The following is a 19711-nucleotide window of genomic DNA, read 5'->3' on the forward strand; positions in this document are numbered from 1 at the left end:
ATGTTAGCAAGTCCAAAAGCCCTCTGGGACAACAGTCTTTTGCTCATAAAGGACAGTGTAACAGAGCAGCAATATAACACATGGTTCAAGCCAATCGTCTTTGAATCGTACAAGCCGTCGACAAAGACTTTGTTGGTGCAGGTTCCGAGTCCGTTCGTATACGAGTACTTGGAACAGAACTTCGTTGACTTGTTAAGTAAGGTGCTGCATCGTAATTTTGGTGAAGGAATCCGTCTCACTTATCGTGTTGTAACCGATAAGGAGCATAAGCTTTCTCAAGATATAGAGGCAGATCCAGACGATGCTGATATGGCAAAGCAAACTCGTGAGCGTGCCCAGCAGACGGCTGCCCAGCCTGCCGCTCCCCAGCAGCAGGAAGACATTGATACACAGTTAGACCCGAAGCTTACTTTCAACAATTATATGGAGGGTGACAGCAATAAGCTGCCTCGTTCCGTAGGATTGTCTATTGCCGAGCATCCCAACACCACCCAGTTTAACCCAATGTTCATTTACGGACCTTCGGGTAGCGGTAAGACGCATCTGGTGAATGCCATCGGCCTGAAAGCGAAGCAGATGTATCCTCAGAAGCGTGTGCTCTATGTGAGTGCCCGTCTTTTCCAGACCCAGTATACCGATGCCGTGCTCCATAATGCGAGCAATGATTTCATCAATTTCTATCAGTCTATCGATATGCTGATTGTGGATGATATCCAGGAGTGGGCTGGTAAGGCGAAGACGCTGAATACCTTCTTCCATATCTTCAACCACCTTTTCCGCAACGGAAAGCGTATTATCCTGGCGTGCGACCGCCCTCCGGTAGAGTTGAAGGATATGCCAGACCGTCTGCTTACCCGTTTCTCTTGCGGTCTGGTCTGCGAGTTGGAGAAGCCGAATATCCAGTTGTGTGTGGATATCCTGAGCAATAAGATCCGTCGTGACGGTTTGAAGATTCCGGTAGATGTCATCTCTTTCATCGCCCAGACCTGTAACGGAAGTGTGCGCGATTTGCAGGGAGCCATCAATGGTCTTCTGGCTTACAGCATCGTTTATAACAGCAGCATTGATATCCGTCTTGCCGAGCGCGTCATCAAGCGTGCGGTGAAGGTGGATGATAAGCCGCTCACCATCGATGACATCGTAGAAACGGTTTGCCATCATTATAATGTAACGGTTACTGCCGTGAACAGCAAGAGCCGTAAGCGTGATTATGTCGTGGCAAGACAGGTAACGATGTATCTGGCACAGAAATATACCAAAATGCCTGCTTCGAGAATCGGCAAACTCGTTGGTAATCGTGATCATAGCACAGTTATCCACAGTTGTACAAAAGTGGAAGAAAGGCTGAAGATTGATGCTGGATTCAACGATGAACTGGTTAGTATCGAAAACGGATTAAAGGTGAAAAGGGCATAAAGGATGTGCTTTTCGCTGATAGGATAAGTTTAAGCGCGGAACCTTGGTATAGTGGTTCTTGTTTATATAAATGAAATAAAGGAAGCCTGGCAAGTTTGTTTTTGCCTTGGCTTCCTTTTTCCGTCTATAAACTGTTAACTGTAAACTATCAACTCTTTTTCATCATCTTCTTCCATTTAAAGTATCCGGCTACGGCGATGATGACGTAGAGACCGTAAAGTCCTGCCTTGAATGGGATGCCTTTGACGATATAGAGATAGAAGCAAACGGCATCTACGATAATCCAGAAAAACCACTGCTCGATATATTTGCGTGCCAGCGCCCAGAGACCCACAAAGCTCAGGGCATTGGTGAAACTGTCTTGCAGAGGAACTGTAGAGTTGGTGAAAGTTATCAGTATATAATAGGTGATGCCCCAGGCTGCCAGGAAGAACAGAAGAGTAGGGAGATAGAGCGACTTCTTCATATAGGTAATCGGAAGTTCTTCTTTCTCCTTCTGGTTGTGCTTCTTGCCATATTTCCATACGGCATAACCATATATACCGGCTATCGTATAATAGACCGCCATACCCGCATCGCCGTAAAGACCATGACTCCAATAGAGCCATACGTCCAGGGCGGGCATGATGATGCCTACCAGCCAGAGCCAGATACTGGCACGGTACTCCAACAGGATATAAACCAGTCCGAGTACCGTGGTAAAGATGTCTAAACCATGTGATGCAATATAATCCATCATGATGATTTCTGATTAGAACTTCAATGTAAGATGCGTCATCCAGGTGGTATCTGCCATCGGGATGTAGGCTATCTGCTTGAATCGTTTGTCCAATGTATATCCGTAACCGGTAGCATTGCCCCAGGTGAATGCGCTGGCAGCATAGTGGCGGTTGAAGATATTGTTGATGTCCACACCGAAGCTTACCTCCTTGATGCCGAGTGCCTTGGTTACCTTAGCGCTGTAGTTCAGGCTCAGGTCGCTCTGTGAATAGCATGGTAGTGAGAAGTCGCGGTCTTCTGTGTTGGTAATATACTGGCGACTTACAAAGTTGGTGTGCCAGGTAGCTGAGAAACCGGCATAGTGGATGTCGATGAATCCGTTCAGGATAGCTGATGGAGAATAAGACAGGGTTGAGTTGTCGTAATGTACTACGCCTGGCTTCGTATCGTCTTCCCAGTTGCTTACATACTCATCAAAGTCCTTGATCTTGTTCTTGCTCAAAGCGGCATTTCCTTCTACAGACAACCATGACAATGGTGCCCAGCCGGCTGTCAGCTCTACGCCCATACGGTAAGAATCCTTGATGTTGGTGGTCAGCGCCTCGCCGATGTCACTCAACTGTCCGGTCTGAGCCAGCTGGTTGTCATAATCCATATAGTAGAAGTTGGCGCCTGCATGCCAGTTGTCGCCCTGATACTGATAGCCGAACTCTACATCGAGCAGCTTCTCCTCTTTAGGGAATGGATAGTTGAAGTTGTCGGTAAAGTTGTTGCGCTCTGGCTCACGGTTGCTGTAGGCTACAGATGCGTATGCCTTATGGCCATCCTTGTTGAAGCTGATACCTGCCTTAGGATTGAAGAAGTTGTACTTCTCGTTGATGTTCAGCTCCTGGTTCTTGTAGCTGCCATCTGCCTGGGCGATAAATTTATCGTTGATACCGTCGGTCTTGTATTCTACACGGCGATACTGCAGGTCAGCGAAGGCATTCCAGTAGTCTGCAAAGCGATAGCTTGCCTTGATGAAGGCGCTGTAGTCATACTTGTGGGCATCAGAATCATAGTACTTATACTGGCCGTTGCTGCCGAAGAACTTCTTCTCGGCATCCTGGTTGGCGATATAAGTAAGGTATCCCCAGTGGTTGCCGCGGAACTGCTGCAGGTTCAATCCGCCGATAACATCCCAGTGCTCATCCTTGTAGTTGGTATTGTATACCATGCCGTAGGTATGCTGGGTGAGTCCCTTCTTGCGGATGAAGTCAGACTTCTTAACCTTGTTGCCTTCTGCATCCTTGTAAACGAGTCCGAACTTGGCAAACTTGGCGTTGTTCTTAAACTCCTTGTAGTAGCCGTAGCCATAGGTATAATGCAGTGAGAGGCTGTGGCTCCAGTGGCTGCTTGGTGTCCAGGTAGCCGAAAGAATGTTGTGGTTCTGATAGAAGTTATCAGTAGTCTTGTCCCATTTGCTTCCGTCGCGCAGGGTATAAGGAGTGATGGTATAATCGCCCTTGCCGTTGCGAACCAAATCACCTGTCAGCACGTTAAACTTATCCAGACCTGCCTTATACATATCTTTATAAGTGCGGATGCCATCCTCAAGGAGGGTGAAGCTAGAGTTGTAATCTCCGCCCAGCACACCGCTCCAAGCCTGACCGGTCTTCTCGAAGTTGCCGATGTTCTTGTAGCTTATCTTGAAGTTATCGCCCAGCCAGGTCAGTCCGCCATAGTAAGAACCTGAGCGGCCTGCTGTGCCGTCTACATAACCGTCGGTAGCTGTCTCGTGATAAGCACCGTCAAAAATCAGATGCTTGCCGAGCAGACCTGTAGAGAAGCTGGCGCCTGTATGATAGGTATTGTAAGAACCGAAAGAACCGGTAACTTCTGCAGTAGGGGTGAGCGAAGGAGCAGCTGTAGCCATAGAGATGCTTCCACCGAAGGCACCGTCGCCATTGGTAGAAGAGCCTACGCCGCGCTGTACCTGGATGCTGCCCAGGAGCGAAGAATAACTGTTCATGTTAGCCCAGAAAACGGTCTGGTCTTCCGGTGAGTTGAGAGCCACTCCGTCGAGTGTTACATTGATGCGGCTTCCGGCAGCGCCACGAATGCGCATATAGGTAGTACCGGTGCCGATACCGTTCTCACTCCAGGCGAGAATGCCCGGTGTACGAGAAAGGAGAAATGGCAATTCCTGACCTGAGCAAGAGAATTGTTTGAGTTCTGATTTCCTGATGTTAGCCACGGCGTATGGAGCTTCCTTTGCGGCACGTACGCCTTTTACAATCACTTCATTCAAATTCTGCACCTTCAAGGTGTCGATTTTTGTCTGTGCCAGTGCAGCCTGGCTTGCCAAAGAGCAAAACGCTACACTGAGTGCGATCCCGTTGAATCTTTTCATTTATTTAAATTAAAAACATCTATATAAGGGGGGAATGTGCCTTATTTTCCTACGCCAGCATTACCTGGTTCAGGTCGATGGGTATATTCTCAGCATCCGCTTTTTTCTCTTTTCCGGCGGTAGCACCCCTTAGTTAGCTCTCTGCTAACCGGGTGCAAAGGTACAAATAAATTTGATAACCGCAAAATTTACGTAGATTTTTACTATATTTGTGTCCTTTTATCATTCTTTTTTCTTATATTTGCAGTCGGATTGCTGTTATTCGCAGTCTTGACAGTTTGAAACCTAAACTTCATGTGATAGGATTATGAGACGGTATATTTCACATTTGTTCACTTGGGTCATCTCTTTCCTGACCCTGTTGGCATTCTCATCGTGCTTGAATGAGCATCCTAAGGATCAGCTCGATGGGGGTGGCAGCAATGGTTCTGCGTCTGAAATATTCGATACGACCATAGCTCCTTTATATGATTTTATGGGTGGAACGATAGATGGGGAAGGCATCCGCGATATTCAGCGTCTGGACAGTCTGCTTTCTCTTTCTCCTGATGATGAGCAGCTTTATTCTTCCTGGCAATATCTTTATCGGGCTATCGGTATGTGCAACAAGTCGCTGGATATGATAGATTTACAGTCAGTACGGCTTACCGATAACAAAAAGGCGCAGTTCAAGGCTGAGGTGCGTGCCATCAGAGCCATGATGTATTATGAGGCGATGGATTTGTATGGCAGGATTCCGGTACTCCTGTCTGCGGCAGAATCACTCATCTATGAACCGGCTTCGGGCTCTTCGGTTACCGATGAAAAGCTGTCGGCTCAGAGCGAACGGAGCGAAATCTTCCATTTCATCTTCAGCGAATTGCAGCAGGTGTTGCCTTATCTTCCTCAGACGTCCAGTTTGGAGGAAGGCTCTCATTATGGGCGCATCACGCAGCCTGTGGTCAACTTCCTGCTGGCTAAGCTGGCGCTGAATGCTGAAATCTATATGTACAACGATTGGGAGCAGGGTTACAGGAAGCGTCCGAAGGGTAGGGACCTGGAATTTATGGTGCGTACTGCCGATGGCGCCTCGCTCATTACGGGCGGCAAGGCGAGTGAGAACCGCAGCAAGATATTGAATGCTTGGGAAACCTGCATCTTCTATTGCAACAGATTGGCTGATGAGGGCTGCAGTTTAGAGAAGGATGAAATCTTCAACAGTTCTGCGCGTTATCTGATGCCGAAGGATGCGCTGGTGATGGATGAGGCTGATTCTGTTCAGCATTCCCGACCAGCCAAACCTCTGTTCCGTTTCCGTTATGCTGATGTTTTGCTGATGAAGGCTGAGGCGATGGAGCGCAACGATGGGGATGGCAGGGCAGAGTATAATATGGTTCGTGCGCATGCCGGTTTGCCTGCGCGCAAGTCTTCGCTTGCCAATATTCTGGAAGACCGTCAGGTTGTGCTGGCGGGCGAGACCTGTCACCGTCAGGATCTTATCCGTTTCGGCAAGTTCCTCAAGTCCTCGCATCTTCGCCGTTCTGTTCAGTCCGCTCTCTCGTCCTGTTCCATCGTCTTCCCGATACCTCAGCGAAGTCTTGCCTTCAATGGCAAGTTGGTTCAGAATAAAGGATATGAGGCAATGGAATAGCCAAAAACTCTTCACTCTTCACCCGATAGCTCGAATCCCCTTTATATAAAGGCGTTGCGGAGGGTGAAGAGTTTTTTGTAACTCTTCACCTCTCTTCACCCACTCTTCACCTCTCGAATCCCCTTTATATAAAGGCATTCCCAGCGATTGGGTGAAGAGTGAAGAGTAAAATCAATTTTTCTTCTTCTTTTCTGATATCAGCCGTAACCATTGTGATATTTCGGTTATTTAAAAACCTGGCAAACCGGTTTTCATTCGCTGTTTGGCTCAGACAGCCCACTGTTCTTCCTATCGCTAGTCTGCTGTTCTAGTTTCGCCAGTCTGCTGTTCCCGATAAATAAAACCATTTTTTTTCGTCCTTTTATTCACTTTTTCCCCATTTCTCCCCTCCATTTAAAAATAAAATTTGTACTTTTGCATACGTTTTAACGTGTTAACAGTAATCTTGGCAGATGCCAAATACAAAAATAAGAACGAAATGGATACATTATATTTATTGCAGTTCGCCTGTTTCCTATTTATGCTCGTCAATATCCTCATCCTGGGTATTACCCGACTGCACATGAAGTGGATGAACCGGCGATATGAAGTGTCACGGTGGCTGATTATCGGAGCCATGGTAGGATTGGCCATACAATTTCTCATGCAGATGCTTCTGGGCTTCCGGGCTCAAGACGCTGCTGTGGGGGCCGTTTTCAACATTCTGGTCTATCCCCCTTGCTTCTCGCTCATCTCTATTGGCATTTACAATATCGAGGCAACGCATGCCAACCGCCGGAAGATGAGCATCGTTTGCGCCAGCATTTATGCCGCCATATTGGCTGCCTTCTGCATCGGCTTTATCCAGAGCGGAAACTTCCATATCGGCAGCTGGATTTATGTGATGATAGTCCTGTTCGCCTTCAGCGTGGCCTATTGCATCTATATGATAATAGTGGAAATCAGAAAGCGCAGAAGAATGCTGGAGGTGATGGCTGGTTACGATATTCTGCCTTACGTGAGATATGCGCGAGCCAGTGTATTCATCGTCTTTTTCCCTGCAGTAGCCCTGCCTTTTGCAGTCCTTTCCACCAAATCTCTATATGTAATCGGACCTCTGGGACTGCTTGCTGTCTTTTTCTTCACGCTCAGTTTCATGGCTTTGGGCTATAATTACATGCCTACCGAAGAACTTCTGGATAAGGAGGAAGAAGAGGAGGCTGCCATGGAAAGTGTGGAAGACAATGCCTGTTTAGAACTGCAGGATGAAGAACTTGATGATAAGAAAGAAACTTTACAATCACTGCGTTCAGAAAGACGGCAGAAGATCGTCCGTGAGAAGTTGGATGAATGGTGTGCTACCAAGGGTTATAGGGATACGTCGCTGAATATGATTACCCTGTCACGTTCGTTGAATATCAGCAGATACGAGTTGTCGCGCTACCTCTCATCCTGTCTCAATACCACCTTCCGCCCCTGGCTTGCCGAGGTGCGTTTTGAGGCTGCCAAGAAGATGATGTTGGATAACCCCGACTTCGGTAATGACATCATTTCTGCTGAGTGCGGCTTCTCTTCCCGTACCCATCTCTACCGTATGTTTAAAGAGAAAGAAGGCTGCTCTCCTACGGCTTGGAGAGAGAAAAACTGTTAAAAAGTATGTATTAGGTGTCGCATTCCCCACGAATGAGACACCTTTTTTGTAGGAATGCGACACCTATGTGGGGGAATGCGACACCTTGTTTCAAAGAAAAACACTATCTTTGCACCATGAAAAGTATAATAGAATCATTAGCCAAAGAAGAACAGGCTATCCTGATAGTAGCTTTGTTTCTCCTCATTTATGTTGGCATCATGATTAATGTCATGGTGAGGGAATATAGGACCTATCTTGATGATTACCCGATGTATCATTTCAGCTTGGGTGATTTCATCAGGAGAGGGCGTTTCTATATCTGCCTCATTCTCGGCGTAGTGTTTATCACGTTCGTGTGTCTGGTAGTCAGTCTGATGGCAATCAGTATTCAGTAATTTCTTGATAAAAAATAATAACAAAACATATTTATTAATGATGAAAAGATTTACCAATCAATCCAATGGGTCGCAAGCCGGCCGTATTAACAATGGGGGGGGCGATAATCCGTAGATTCGCTCTGTTCCCATTGATGTTGCTCATGTTGTTGCTTCTGCCAGCCCGCATGGTGGCGCAGAAGGCAGCTTCCAGTTCTAAGTATATAGCAACGTATGAATCCTCTACCCAAACTTTGACTTTCAAGAAAAATGTGGGTGAAACCCTTCCTAAAAATAGTGCTTGGGTGGAAGATAAGATGACGGTGGCTACTATCATTAATAATTTAGGGAATGGCACAATTGTGCACATTGTTTTCGATAAGAGCTTTAGCACATACACTCCTACATCGTTGTACAAATTCTTTGCGAATCTCACAAAACTGAAAACAATTACAGGTCTGGAATATCTGAATACAGAGAAGGTGACGAATATGAGCTACATGTTCTTTAACTGCTCATCTCTCACCTCGCTAGATGTTACTCATTTCAATACCGCGAAGGTGACGAATATGAACCGCTTGTTTGCTTACTGCTCATCTCTCACCTCGCTAGATGTTACTCATTTCAATACCGCGAAGGTGACGAATATGAACAGTATGTTCGAATGCTGCTCATCTCTCACCTCGCTAGATGTTACTTATTTCAATACCGCGAATGTGACGGGTATGAACAATATGTTCTATAGCTGCTCCGCTCTCACAACCATCTACGCCAGCGATAATTTTGTTACGGACAAGGTTGAATATAGTTATAATATGTTCTATGATTGCACCTCGCTCAAAGGCACAACATTAGAGTATGTTGCCAGCAAGACCGACCACAACTATGCCAACTGCGGCACGGATGGTTACTTTACTCCTGGATGTGGGTATGCCGAGTTTGACAATGCTACTGGAACTCTTACATTCCGTTACAAGGGAGTCAAGCCCGAAGGAGCTTATGACCTAAATGTGGGGATTACTGATCCAGGGTGGCGTACGCATAAAAATGAAATCAAGAAGGTGGTCTTCGATGCTTCGTTTGCCAATGCAAGACCAACAAGCTGTTATTACTGGTTCTATGAATGCAAAAATCTGGTCAATATAGAAGGCATCGAGAATCTTAATACCGAGAAGGTGACGAATATGGCCCTCATGTTTGCGAGCTGCTCAGATCTCACCTCGCTCGACGTCACTAAGTTCAATACAGCGAATGTGACGACTCTTATGTCTATGTTCTCAAACTGCTCTAGTCTCAAATCTCTAGATGTTACTAATTTCGACACCAGAAATGTGACGAATATGTTCTATATGTTCAATAACTGCTCAGGTCTCACCTCGCTCGACGTCACTAAGTTCAATACAGCGAAAGTAAGGAATATGTACTCTATGTTCATGAAATGCTCTGGTCTCAAATCTCTTGATGTTACTAATTTCGACACCGGAAATGTGATTTCTATGGCCTATATGTTCTATGGATGCTCCGCTCTCACCTCGCTCGACCTCACTAACTTTAACACAGCGAAAGTGATGGATATGTGCTTTATGTTCAAAAAATGCTCAGGTCTCACCTCGCTCAACCTCACAAAGTTCAACACAGCGGAAGTGACGGATATGAGTCAGATGTTCAATGAGTGCTCCGCTCTCACAACCATCTACGCCAGCGATGAGTTTGTAACGACCAACGTAGAAACAGGTTCTAATATGTTCTTTAATTGTATAAAACTCAAAGGTTTTATAGAGTATAACAAGAACACAGACAAAGAGAATTACAAATACGCAAACTACAAGACTGGCTACTTCACCAAGCTGGTAGGCAAGAATGGCGATGAGAAGATAGGAGCAACGGGAGAAACTCTTGCTACGGATAATCTCGTACTTGATGACGATAAGGATTTCGTGGCTTACGAGCCATTCGCAGCTAAGGCTGCATCTTATAGCCGCACAATGAAGGAAGGCACTACTTGGGCTACGCTCTGCCTGCCATTCGAGGTATCACTGCAGAATCAGAACTTCCGTGCCTTCAAGCTCCTTTCGGCTGATGATGTTACAGAAACCGTAGAACTCGAAGAGATAAAGACAAGGATCGAGGCTGGTACTCCTGTTATCATCAAGATGAAGGATGGAGCAACAAAGCTCAACTTCACTGTATCCGACAAGGAGATTGAAAAAGATGTTCAGACTGCAGAAACCGCTAATGGCAACTATCAGCTCCAGGGACTCTATACCCAGAAGGAGTTCAGCAAGGATACTGATAACAACTGCTACATCGTGAAGGGCTCCAAGCTGATGAACCCAGCCAAGCTGTTGGATAAAACAACAACAGAGTCTGTGGGCAGCAAGCCTTTCCGTGCTTACATGGCAGATAACTCTTCTGCTCCTGCAGCAGGTGCCAGAATGTTCAGCATCAGCGTCGGCGGCAGCACCACAGCCATCGAGCAGTTGGAGACTACAGCAGATAGCAAGGCTGAATACTACGATCTCCAGGGTCGTCGCCTCCAGAATTTGCAGAAGGGCATAAACATCGTGAAGCGTGGCGGCAAGACCATGAAGGTTATCATCAAGTAATAAAAAATAGTAATAAAAATAGATATGAAAAAGAAAAGATATATCAAGCCAGTGGTTAGCGTCATGGAAATGGAAACCACAGCCATCCTCGCCGGCTCTGTTATCCCGAAGGCGTCAGAAGAGGATTACAGCAATGAAAATGTGAAGGATTTCTGGGATACAAATAAGGGTATTTGGGCAGACTAGCCCCTGATTCTCTATCGTAGTCCCAGGCAGCACATCTGATGCCTGGGGCAAAATAAAAAGCCCCCGGAGCTATTACGCTTCGGGGGCTGTTTCATAATTTTTATCAGAAATCTCTTGCTGATATGAAAATAAAATCGTAACTTTGCGGTATCATTTTAAAACAGAAAGGTTATGAAGTACTTAGACCCTAAGGCAGACCTCACGTTCAAGAAGATATTCGGCAATCATCCCGATCGATTGAAAAACCTTCTGAATACCCTTCAGTCACTCAATGAAGATGAACTGATACAACAGCAACAATATCTGCCGACAACAGAGGAGCTGGAGATTTCTGGCTTTACAGATGCCGAGCTCCGTGCCTATGACAAATTCTGGGATTCGGTAAGTGTTGAAAGAACCCTCCTGGATGACAGGTACCAGAAAGGAATGGAAGAAGGCATGGCAAAAGGCGAAGAAGTAGGCAAAAGCCAAAGAAGTATTGAGATTGCTAAGAATATGCTGGCAAAAGGTATGGATGAGGCGACAATCCAGGAAATAACTGGTTTGACGGAAGACCAGATACTGCAGATTCAGTAGATACAATGCCTGGTGATAAATACGGAAAGCCCCCGGAGCTATTACGCTTCGGGGGCTTTTTCCGCTTTTTTTTAATGAGCTAGAAAGAATCTTACGGATGGTCTTATGCTCCTCTTGAAATTAATGATGTAATAAAGTTGGTTAAAAATGTAGTAAATGCTTGTTTGCTTGTCGTTTTTTTAGTATCTTTGCGATGAAAAATAAAACTCAAGTGTGGAAAATGTGGAAAATTTCACAAAAGAAGTATCAAAAATGTGCAAACTTACACATTTTCCGCACTTTAACGATGGAGGTGCTAAAAAATGTTTAATAGAATAATTATTCAAGAATTAAAACAATGGAGAGCTAAAAAAGACCGTAAGCCATTGATTATGCTGGGCGCTCGACAAGTAGGAAAGACTTCTGTACTTCAGAAGTTCGGAGAAGAATATTTTGAGCATTGCGCATATTTTAGTCTCAATGAAGAAGAGGGAGTCTGCGATATCTTTCGCAAGACCAAGAACCCGCTGCAAATCATCGAGCAATTGTCATATCTTACTTCAGAACCTATTTTGCCTCAGAAGACTTTGCTTATTCTTGATGAGATACAAGACTGTCCGGAAGCCATTAGCGCCATGAAATATTTCTGCGAAAAGACGCCGGAATATGTTGTGGCTTGTGCTGGTTCTCTTTTGGGGTTGGCTTTTGGTCATCAAGGCTTTTCGTTTCCTGTGGGTAAGGTTGACCATATAAATATGTATCCTGTCACTTTTTCTGAGTTTTTGGAGCAGCGAGATGAAAGGCTTTACCAATATTATATGTCAATAGATAGCTTGGAACCTCTTCCTGACGTTTTTTTTGATAGACTTTCTCAGGCATTTACTGCCTATCGTATATCTGGTGGAATGCCAGCTGCGGCAATGAAGATGATAGAAAAGGATCTGAGTGGCGTGGAAACAACTCTACGTAATATCTTGCAAGATTATTCCTTGGACTTTGTGAAGCATGCTACGCCTTTACTGGCTAATAGGATTTCGCATGTTTGGAAGTCTTTGCCGTCACAGTTGGCTAAGGAAAATAGAAAGTTTGTTTATCAGCTGGTTCGTCCTGGTGCAAGAGCGAGGGAATATGAGGATGCTCTTACATGGCTTAAAAATGCGGGATTGATATATAAGGTAAGCTTGTGCTCTACTCCGCAAGTTCCTTTGAAATCGTATGAAGATTTGAGCATCTTCAAGATTTATAGTCTTGATGTGGGATTATTGAGAGTGCTTGCTGATTTGAGTCCTGAGGCTTATCTGGTTGATAATCCTATATTTAAAGAATATAAGGGCGCTTTGGCAGAGAATTATATTCTTCAGAGTCTAGTGGCTAATGGCGTTAATTGTTCCCATTATTGGGCTTCGGGTAATAAAGCAGAAGTGGAATTTATTGTTCAGCGTGGTTTGGAAGTTATTCCGGTGGAAGTGAAGTCGGGTACCAGTGTCACGGGGCGTAGTTTGATAGAGTATAACAAAAGGTACTCACCTGGTTTGCGCATCAGATATTCGATGCTTAATCTCAAGAGGGATGATTCCTTTATCAACATCCCTCTTTTCCTGGCTGATAGAACGGAGAAACTGATTTTTAAATAATTTTTAATGAGAAAAAAGATATATGGGTGAAGAGGGGTGAAGAGTGGGTGAAGAGATAAAGAAAACTCTTCACCTCCCGAAACCCCGATAAACAGAGGGGTTACGGGCGAGAAGGTGAAGAGTGAAGAGATAAATCGGGATTGCTTATATTACAACTCATTTGTTGAATTGTCTGCATAAATCTTCTGGCTGAATCATCAGAAAACAGTTTTTTTCTTCTATAATTGTATCTTTTACCATTATAAATCTACCACTTATTTTTAGAACTATGAAAAATGTAAAGTCCTGATAATCAAATGCAGTTGTAAAAACAGGTGGCCATTTTTACCACTTAATTATTTAATCGACCAACAAATATCAGACATTTTATATACTTTTGCAACCGGAAACCAATCATGGATGGATTCCCGACTATCAGACAACAATTTTAAACATAAATGAGAATAACTAAAGTTTAAATTATGAGAAAATCAAAAAGTAATGCGATGTTGCGAGGACTAGCAGCCTCAGCACTCGTCCTAATGGTCTCAGCGACAGCTTGGGGACAGAAGGTGAAGATTACGGGTACTGTAATCGACAATACCAATGAACCCGTTATCGGAGCTTCGGTTCTGGAGAATGGTACCAAAAATGGTGTTGCTACAGACCTGGATGGTCACTTCACCATCGAAGTACAGCCAGGTGCCAGACTCAAAATTTCTTATATAGGTTATAAGAATAAGGAAGTGAAAGCTTCTAACGGTGTACAGATTATGCTCGAAGAGGAGTCTAATATGCTCAACGAAGTGGTGGCTATCGGTTATGGCTCTGTCAAGCGTAAGGATGTGACTACTGCCGTATCCAGTGTGTCAGCCAAAGACCTTGATACCCGTCCTATCGTATCTGCCGCAGCAGGTATGCAGGGAAAGGCAGCCGGTTTGCAGATTTCGCAAGCCAACGGTCAGCCAGGTGCTTCACCAACCATCCGTGTGCGTGGTACCACCTCTTTAAATGGTAGCAATGATCCGCTCTATGTAGTAGATGGTGTGCCAATGACCAATATCGACTTCCTGGCAGCAGATGATATTGATAATATCCAGGTGTTGAAGGATGCCTCTTCTGCTGCAATCTATGGATCACGTGCAGCCAATGGTGTCATCATTATCGGTACAAAGCAGGGTAAGGCTGGTGTAGCCAAGGTATCTCTGAATGCACATTATGCATTTAATACTGTACGTGACAACCAGGAATCTCTTAATGCGGCTCAGTATAAGGAGCTGATGGATGAAATCGGTCTGGTGAAACTGCCGGAAGGCTTGAAAGACCAGACCGACTGGAAAGACGAGGTGTTCCGTACGGGTAATGTACAGGACTACCAGCTCTCTATCACCAATGGTACCGATAAACTGAGATACTTTATCTCGGGTGGCTATACAGGCGAAAATGGTGTTATCAAGAAGTCAAGCTATCAGCGTTACAACTTCCGAGCATCTGTAGAAAACGATATACGTAAGTGGTTGCGACTCAATGCCAGTGTAACTTATTCTGATTATACCAACAAGGGTACAGGTATCATTTCGGGTGCCGGTTCTAACCGAGGCGGCGTAGTAACCGCTATCGTCAATACGCCAACCTATGCACCGGTATGGAACCCGGAGAATCCTAGCCAGTTCTACAACAACTTCTATGGCGTGAACATTACCTCGCCAGCAGAGAATATCGCCCGTACTCAGAATAATAAGTCGGCTTACAACCGATTGCTTGCAACCGGAAAGGCTACTGTCACCTTTATGCCTGAACTGACTTATAACACATCTCTCTCGTTCGACCGTACACAAGGAACAACCACCAACTTCCTTGACCCGATATCTACCACCATCGGCCGTCAGGAATTCGGTACAGGATATGATGGTAGAAACATCAGCAGCGTTATCGTATGGGACAATGTATTAAACTATAAGAAGGCATTCGGAAAGCACAGTCTGGATGCGATGGCTGGTAGTTCCTGGACACAGAGCAAGTGGAGCCAGAACTATATCAATGGTAGCAACTATGCCAACGATCTGTTCCCAACCTTGAATGCAGCCAACAAGATTTCCTGGACAGGAACCGGTTCGTCAGCTTCTGATTGGGCTATTCTCTCTACTTTCGCCCGTTTGCAGTACAACTGGAATGATACCTATATGGTAACCGCTAATATGCGTGCCGATGGTTCTTCCAAGTTGGCACCGCATCACCGTTGGGGCTACTTCCCATCATTCTCTGGTGCCTGGCGCGTAAGCAATGAGAAATTCATGAAGGATATCAAGTGGATTGACGACTTGAAGATTCGTGGAGGCTGGGGACAGACCGGTAACCAGAGCGGATTGGGCGATTACAGCTATCTGGCAAGATACAATATCAATCGTGTGCAGTGGTTTGGCGAAGGAAATGATGCCAATTCTACTCCTACTTTCTCACAGGGCAATCTGAGCAACCCTGAACTGACTTGGGAAACAACAACCCAGACCAATATAGGTCTCGACTTGACCGTACTGGGCAACCGCCTCACCTTCTATGCTGATTACTATTATAAGAAGACCAAGGATATGTTGATGAACATCACCTTGCCGGCAGGTAGTGCTGCTGCAAGCAACCTGACCTATAATGGCGGTTCGATGATCAACAAAGGCTGGGAGTTTGCTATCTCTTCACAGAATCTGACAGGTGCCTTGAAGTGGAATACAGATTTCAACATCTCATTCAACAAGAATAAGTTGGAGAGCCTGTCTCTGACTCAGGTATATTATGAAGCCACGACTACCGATTTCGTCAACGAACAGGTGGTTCGCAATACGCCTGGTAAGCCATTGGGCAGTTTCTGGGGATATGTAGCAGAAGGTGTGGATCCCGAGACCGGTGATATGAAGTATAAGGACGTGACCGGTGATGGTCTGGTATCAGCCAGTGACCGTACTTATATCGGTGATCCGAACCCAGACTTCACCTTCGGTTTGACCAATACCTTCTCTTATAAAGGTTTGAATCTCAGTATTCTTATCCAGGGAAGCTATGGCAACGATATCTACAACGTTTCACGTATGGAAACCGAAGGAATGTATGATGGTAAGAACCAAAGCACCAAGGTGCTTGCTCGCTGGAGAGTTCCTGGTCAGATTACCGATGTGCCAAAGGCTAAGTGGGATATCCGCAACTCAACCTACTTCGTAGAAGATGGCAGTTATCTCCGTGTAAAGGATATTTCTCTCTCTTACGATGTGCCTCGCAAACTGATTTCTCGCTTCGGTCTGACCCGTCTGCAGCCATACGTATCAGCAACCAACCTGCTTACCCTGACCGACTATTCAGGTATGGATCCGGAGGTTAACCAGTATGGCAACAGTGGTAGTGTGCAGGGCATCGACTGGGGTACATATCCACTCAATAAGAGTGTAGTATTAGGTGTAAAAGTAGAATTCTAAACATCGACAACAATGAAAACATATCATACAATCAAGACATTGGCGCTCGGTGGCATCGCAATGTTCTCTTTGGCAAGTTGCTCTCTCGACTACGAGCCATTATCAGAGCCATCAGAAATAACACAGGGCGGTCAGACAGAGACCTCAACAGCCGTATTGAAGGACAAGGCTGCTGCTGATGCACAGCTCAAATCGCTCTATGAGTTGTTCCGCAACCGTCAGGAGCATACCCATCTCGACTATCTTCTGATAGGCGATTCACATAGCGACAATGCTTATGCCGGAACTACCGGTGCAGAGGTGGTACCTTATGAAACCAACTCTATCGATGCCAGCAACTCGGTATTGAGCCGTGACTGGAACCGCTATCTGGAGGATATCGCCCAGGCAAATGTGCTGATCAATGGTGTTGAGCAATTGAAGGAGAATGGTCAGATATCAGAAGCAGAATATCATTCCTATAAGGCACAGGGCGAAATCTTCCGTGCCCTGATGATGTTCCGAATGGCTCGTCTGTGGGGTTCTTTCCCTGTCATCACGACCATCGCCAAGACCATTACATCCGAGAATATCAATGAGGTATATCCTACCTATTATCCTCCTCGCAAGACGCCGAAGGAATGTTATGAGCAGATTATTGCCGACTTGACGGATGCTGAGCAGTATGCACCGGATAATGACAATTCCGACCGCACCAAGATGACCAAGACCGTAGCTCAGGCTATGCTTGCCAAGGTTTATGCCGAAAAGGAAGTGCAGGATTATGACAAGGTAATCGCTTATGCCGACAAGGTGATGAAAACAACCGGTGTAGAGCTGGAAGACAGTTATGAAACCCTCTGGGGCTATGATGAGACTGCAAAAGACTGCATGAAACGCAATACCAAAGAAGGTATTCTGGAGGTGCATTGGACAACCGGTAGCGGAAACTGGGAAACCTGGATGTACGGCCGTCAGTTAGACAACTGGGATTATTACTTTACCTGGGCAAAGTGGATTACTCCTTCACGAGACATCATCAATGACTTTGACAAGGAAGGTGATGAGGTTCGTAAGAATCAGGCTATCGTATATTATGCCTGTACCTGGAGCAACTATTATCCGGCTTCCAACTATCCGTTCATGTATAAGTTACGCTCTTCATACAATAATATTTACTGGCTTCGCCTAGCTGATATTATCCTGATGAAGGCTGAGGCAGAAGCCTATAAGGGCAATCTTGCCGAGAGTGCGAAACTCGTGAACCAGATTCGCAAGCGTGCCAAACTGAAGGAACTGACATCCGACAAGACTGGCAGCAAGGAATCTATGATAGAGGCTGTTCTCCATGAGCGCCGTCTGGAACTTGCCTTTGAGGGAGAACGCTGGTTCGACCTCTGCCGCAACAACAAGGTGGAGCAATATCTCAACGGAATAGACAACCGTGACAGCGGACGCATCAGACAGGTAAGACAGTTTGACGGCAACTCATACCTGTTGCCAATTCCACAGACCGCTCTTGACCAGAATACCAATCTAGAGCAGAATCCAGGTTACTAAGCTAACCTGGATAGCTTTCAACTCAAACCGTTATTAACAAATAATAGAAGAAACGAATATGAAATACTATAGCAATAAACTGATGATGCTGGTCTGCGCAACAGCTTTCTCTGTGACAGCTTGCAGCAGCAGTAACTCATTCTCAGATCCTGTAGACTTTGATACTCCTAGTGAGGCACCAAATCCAGTACCGGCACAAGGAACAGCCAAAACTTTCATTACCACAGCCGATGGAGTCTATTCATTGGCACAGGGTGAGGTAAAGTTGTATAATGGAGTATCTATGGCACCAACCACCATCGAACTCGATTTAAATAAGAAGTATCAGACGATTGATGGATTCGGTTATGCCATCACTTATTCATCCTGCTATAATCTGATGCAGATGACTCCAGAGGCGCGTCTGGCTCTTTTGAAGCGTATTTACTCTACAACAGAGGGTTATGGCGTAAGTTATGCCCGTATCTCTTTGGGATGCAACGACTTTTCAAGTACTGAGTATACCTATTGCGACACGAAGGGCAGCGAATCTGACCCTATCAGCAACTTCGCGCTCTATAGCGATGAGAACGATTATGTGATTCCGGTATTGAAGGAGATTCTTGCCATCAATCCTAATCTGAAGATTATCGCAGCTCCCTGGACTTGTCCGAAATGGATGAAGGTGACAGATATAAACACCAAGAATCCTAAGGATTCATGGACAGATGGTCATCTCAATCCTGATTATCGCGAGGTTTATGCCAAGTACTTTGTGAAGTTTATTAATGTGATGAAGGAGAAAGGTATCAATATCTATGCTGTTAGTCCTCAGAATGAGCCATTGAACAAAGCAAACTGTGCATCTCTCTATATGCCTTGGCAGGAAGAGGCTCCTTTCGTAAAGGAATTGGCAGCGCAGTTTAAGAAGAATAACCTGCAGACCAAGATTTATGTCTTCGATCACAATTACAACTATGACAAGATTGCCGATCAGGAAGATTATCCTGTGAAACTCTACAATGCTATCGGTGATAACTTTGAGGGTTCAGAGCTGGTTGTAGGTGCTGCTTATCATGATTATGGCGGCAACAACAGCGAGTTGACTGATATCCACAACCAGCGTCCTGACAAGGAACTGATATTCTCGGAAACCAGTATCGGAACCTGGAATAACGGACGTGACTTGAGTAAACGACTGATGGCGGATATGAAGAATGTGGCGCTCGCTACGGTAAACCAGTATTGCAAGGCAGTGCTTGTATGGAATCTGATGCTTGACAATAAGATGGGACCTAACCTGGATGGTGGATGCCAGACCTGCTATGGTGCTATTGATATCAATCAGAATGGCTACAACCAGTTGAGCTACAATTCTCATTATTACATCATCAACCACATGTCTAGTGTCGTTGCTCCTGGTGCGGTTCGCATTGGTAATACGTCCCGCACCGTTAATGACAGCAAGATTACACATGCTGAGTTTGTTAATCCTGATGGTAGTTATGCTGCTGTCATTATCAACGAGGGAGATGAGGCTAAGTCAATCAACCTCAGTGATGGAACTCATAATTTTACCTGCAATGTTCCTGCTAATGGTGTGATTTCTTGCAAGTGGAATAAGTAAT

Annotated in this window: 13 protein-coding genes; 11 read left to right on the plus strand and 2 right to left on the minus strand. The window is 45.3% G+C overall.

Features of this window, described 5'->3' with window-relative positions:
- Nucleotides 1-1416, plus strand: a complete 1416-nt coding sequence (gene dnaA / locus KUA46_RS00005; protein WP_153138951.1) for a chromosomal replication initiator protein DnaA — start codon at nt 1-3, stop codon at nt 1414-1416.
- 148 nt (nt 1417-1564) lie between these two features.
- On the opposite strand, the gene pnuC is transcribed toward dnaA, so the two are convergent.
- Together pnuC and KUA46_RS00015 are read right to left on the minus strand one after the other, a co-directional pair.
- Nucleotides 1565-2155, minus strand: coding sequence for a nicotinamide riboside transporter PnuC (gene pnuC / locus KUA46_RS00010; protein WP_006847825.1), 591 nt, complete (start codon nt 2153-2155; stop codon nt 1565-1567).
- 12 nt (nt 2156-2167) lie between these two features.
- Nucleotides 2168-4528 carry a TonB-dependent receptor gene (locus KUA46_RS00015; RefSeq protein WP_194257182.1) on the minus strand — a complete coding sequence of 787 codons (2361 nt, stop codon included), beginning with the start codon at nt 4526-4528 and terminating at the stop codon, nt 2168-2170.
- A gap of 307 nt (nt 4529-4835) precedes the next feature.
- Here KUA46_RS00015 and KUA46_RS00020 point away from each other — a divergent pair, with 307 nt between their 5' ends.
- The 10 genes from KUA46_RS00020 (at nt 4836) to KUA46_RS00065 (ending at nt 19710) form a co-directional block, all read left to right on the plus strand.
- Complete coding sequence (locus KUA46_RS00020) at nt 4836-6158, plus strand: RagB/SusD family nutrient uptake outer membrane protein (protein WP_022121396.1); 1323 nt, start codon at nt 4836-4838, stop codon at nt 6156-6158.
- A gap of 478 nt (nt 6159-6636) precedes the next feature.
- Nucleotides 6637-7788: an AraC family transcriptional regulator gene (locus KUA46_RS00025; RefSeq protein WP_256624995.1), complete on the plus strand. Its 1152-nt coding sequence runs from the start codon at nt 6637-6639 to the stop codon at nt 7786-7788.
- Between the two features lie 116 nt (nt 7789-7904).
- Nucleotides 7905-8165, plus strand: a complete 261-nt coding sequence (locus KUA46_RS00030; RefSeq protein ID WP_022120788.1) for a hypothetical protein — start codon at nt 7905-7907, stop codon at nt 8163-8165.
- 92 nt (nt 8166-8257) lie between these two features.
- Nucleotides 8258-10750 (plus strand): BspA family leucine-rich repeat surface protein, encoded by a 2493-nt coding sequence (locus KUA46_RS00035; protein ID WP_218486683.1) that lies wholly within the window; start codon nt 8258-8260, stop codon nt 10748-10750.
- Between the two features lie 24 nt (nt 10751-10774).
- Nucleotides 10775-10936, plus strand: coding sequence for a hypothetical protein (locus tag KUA46_RS00040; protein ID WP_218486682.1), 162 nt, complete (start codon nt 10775-10777; stop codon nt 10934-10936).
- 171 nt (nt 10937-11107) lie between these two features.
- A complete protein-coding gene (locus tag KUA46_RS00045; RefSeq protein WP_153093238.1) occupies nt 11108-11512 on the plus strand; it encodes a hypothetical protein in 405 nt (134 codons plus the stop codon).
- Nucleotides 11513-11814: 302 nt separating this feature from the next.
- Nucleotides 11815-13125, plus strand: coding sequence for an ATP-binding protein (locus tag KUA46_RS00050; RefSeq protein WP_118082016.1), 1311 nt, complete (start codon nt 11815-11817; stop codon nt 13123-13125).
- A gap of 461 nt (nt 13126-13586) precedes the next feature.
- Nucleotides 13587-16565, plus strand: coding sequence for a SusC/RagA family TonB-linked outer membrane protein (locus KUA46_RS00055; RefSeq protein WP_022120676.1), 2979 nt, complete (start codon nt 13587-13589; stop codon nt 16563-16565).
- 12 nt (nt 16566-16577) lie between these two features.
- Nucleotides 16578-18104 (plus strand): RagB/SusD family nutrient uptake outer membrane protein, encoded by a 1527-nt coding sequence (locus tag KUA46_RS00060; protein WP_153114172.1) that lies wholly within the window; start codon nt 16578-16580, stop codon nt 18102-18104.
- Nucleotides 18105-18162: 58 nt separating this feature from the next.
- Nucleotides 18163-19710: a glycoside hydrolase family 30 protein gene (locus KUA46_RS00065; RefSeq protein WP_022120678.1), complete on the plus strand. Its 1548-nt coding sequence runs from the start codon at nt 18163-18165 to the stop codon at nt 19708-19710.
- Nucleotide 19711: the final 1 nt, after the last annotated feature.

The organism is Segatella copri, from assembly GCF_019249765.2.
GTDB classification, from domain to species: Bacteria; Bacteroidota; Bacteroidia; order Bacteroidales; family Bacteroidaceae; genus Prevotella; species Prevotella copri_K.

Excerpts from the sequence above, each read along its gene's own strand:
- KUA46_RS00045 (WP_153093238.1), top strand. The coding sequence starts at position 11,108 with ATGAAGTACTTAGACCCTAAGGCAGACCTCACGTTCAAGAAGATATTC.
- KUA46_RS00020 (WP_022121396.1), top strand. The coding sequence starts at position 4,836 with ATGAGACGGTATATTTCACATTTGTTCACTTGGGTCATCTCTTTCCTG.
- KUA46_RS00065 (WP_022120678.1), top strand. The coding sequence starts at position 18,163 with ATGAAATACTATAGCAATAAACTGATGATGCTGGTCTGCGCAACAGCT.
- KUA46_RS00030 (WP_022120788.1), top strand. The coding sequence starts at position 7,905 with ATGAAAAGTATAATAGAATCATTAGCCAAAGAAGAACAGGCTATCCTG.
- KUA46_RS00035 (WP_218486683.1), top strand. The coding sequence starts at position 8,258 with ATGGGGGGGGCGATAATCCGTAGATTCGCTCTGTTCCCATTGATGTTG.
- dnaA (WP_153138951.1), top strand. The coding sequence starts at position 1 with ATGTTAGCAAGTCCAAAAGCCCTCTGGGACAACAGTCTTTTGCTCATA.
- KUA46_RS00060 (WP_153114172.1), top strand. The coding sequence starts at position 16,578 with ATGAAAACATATCATACAATCAAGACATTGGCGCTCGGTGGCATCGCA.
- pnuC (WP_006847825.1), bottom strand. The coding sequence starts at position 2,155 with ATGATGGATTATATTGCATCACATGGTTTAGACATCTTTACCACGGTA.
- KUA46_RS00040 (WP_218486682.1), top strand. The coding sequence starts at position 10,775 with ATGAAAAAGAAAAGATATATCAAGCCAGTGGTTAGCGTCATGGAAATG.
- KUA46_RS00050 (WP_118082016.1), top strand. The coding sequence starts at position 11,815 with ATGTTTAATAGAATAATTATTCAAGAATTAAAACAATGGAGAGCTAAA.
- KUA46_RS00025 (WP_256624995.1), top strand. The coding sequence starts at position 6,637 with ATGGATACATTATATTTATTGCAGTTCGCCTGTTTCCTATTTATGCTC.
- KUA46_RS00015 (WP_194257182.1), bottom strand. The coding sequence starts at position 4,528 with ATGAAAAGATTCAACGGGATCGCACTCAGTGTAGCGTTTTGCTCTTTG.
- KUA46_RS00055 (WP_022120676.1), top strand. The coding sequence starts at position 13,587 with ATGAGAAAATCAAAAAGTAATGCGATGTTGCGAGGACTAGCAGCCTCA.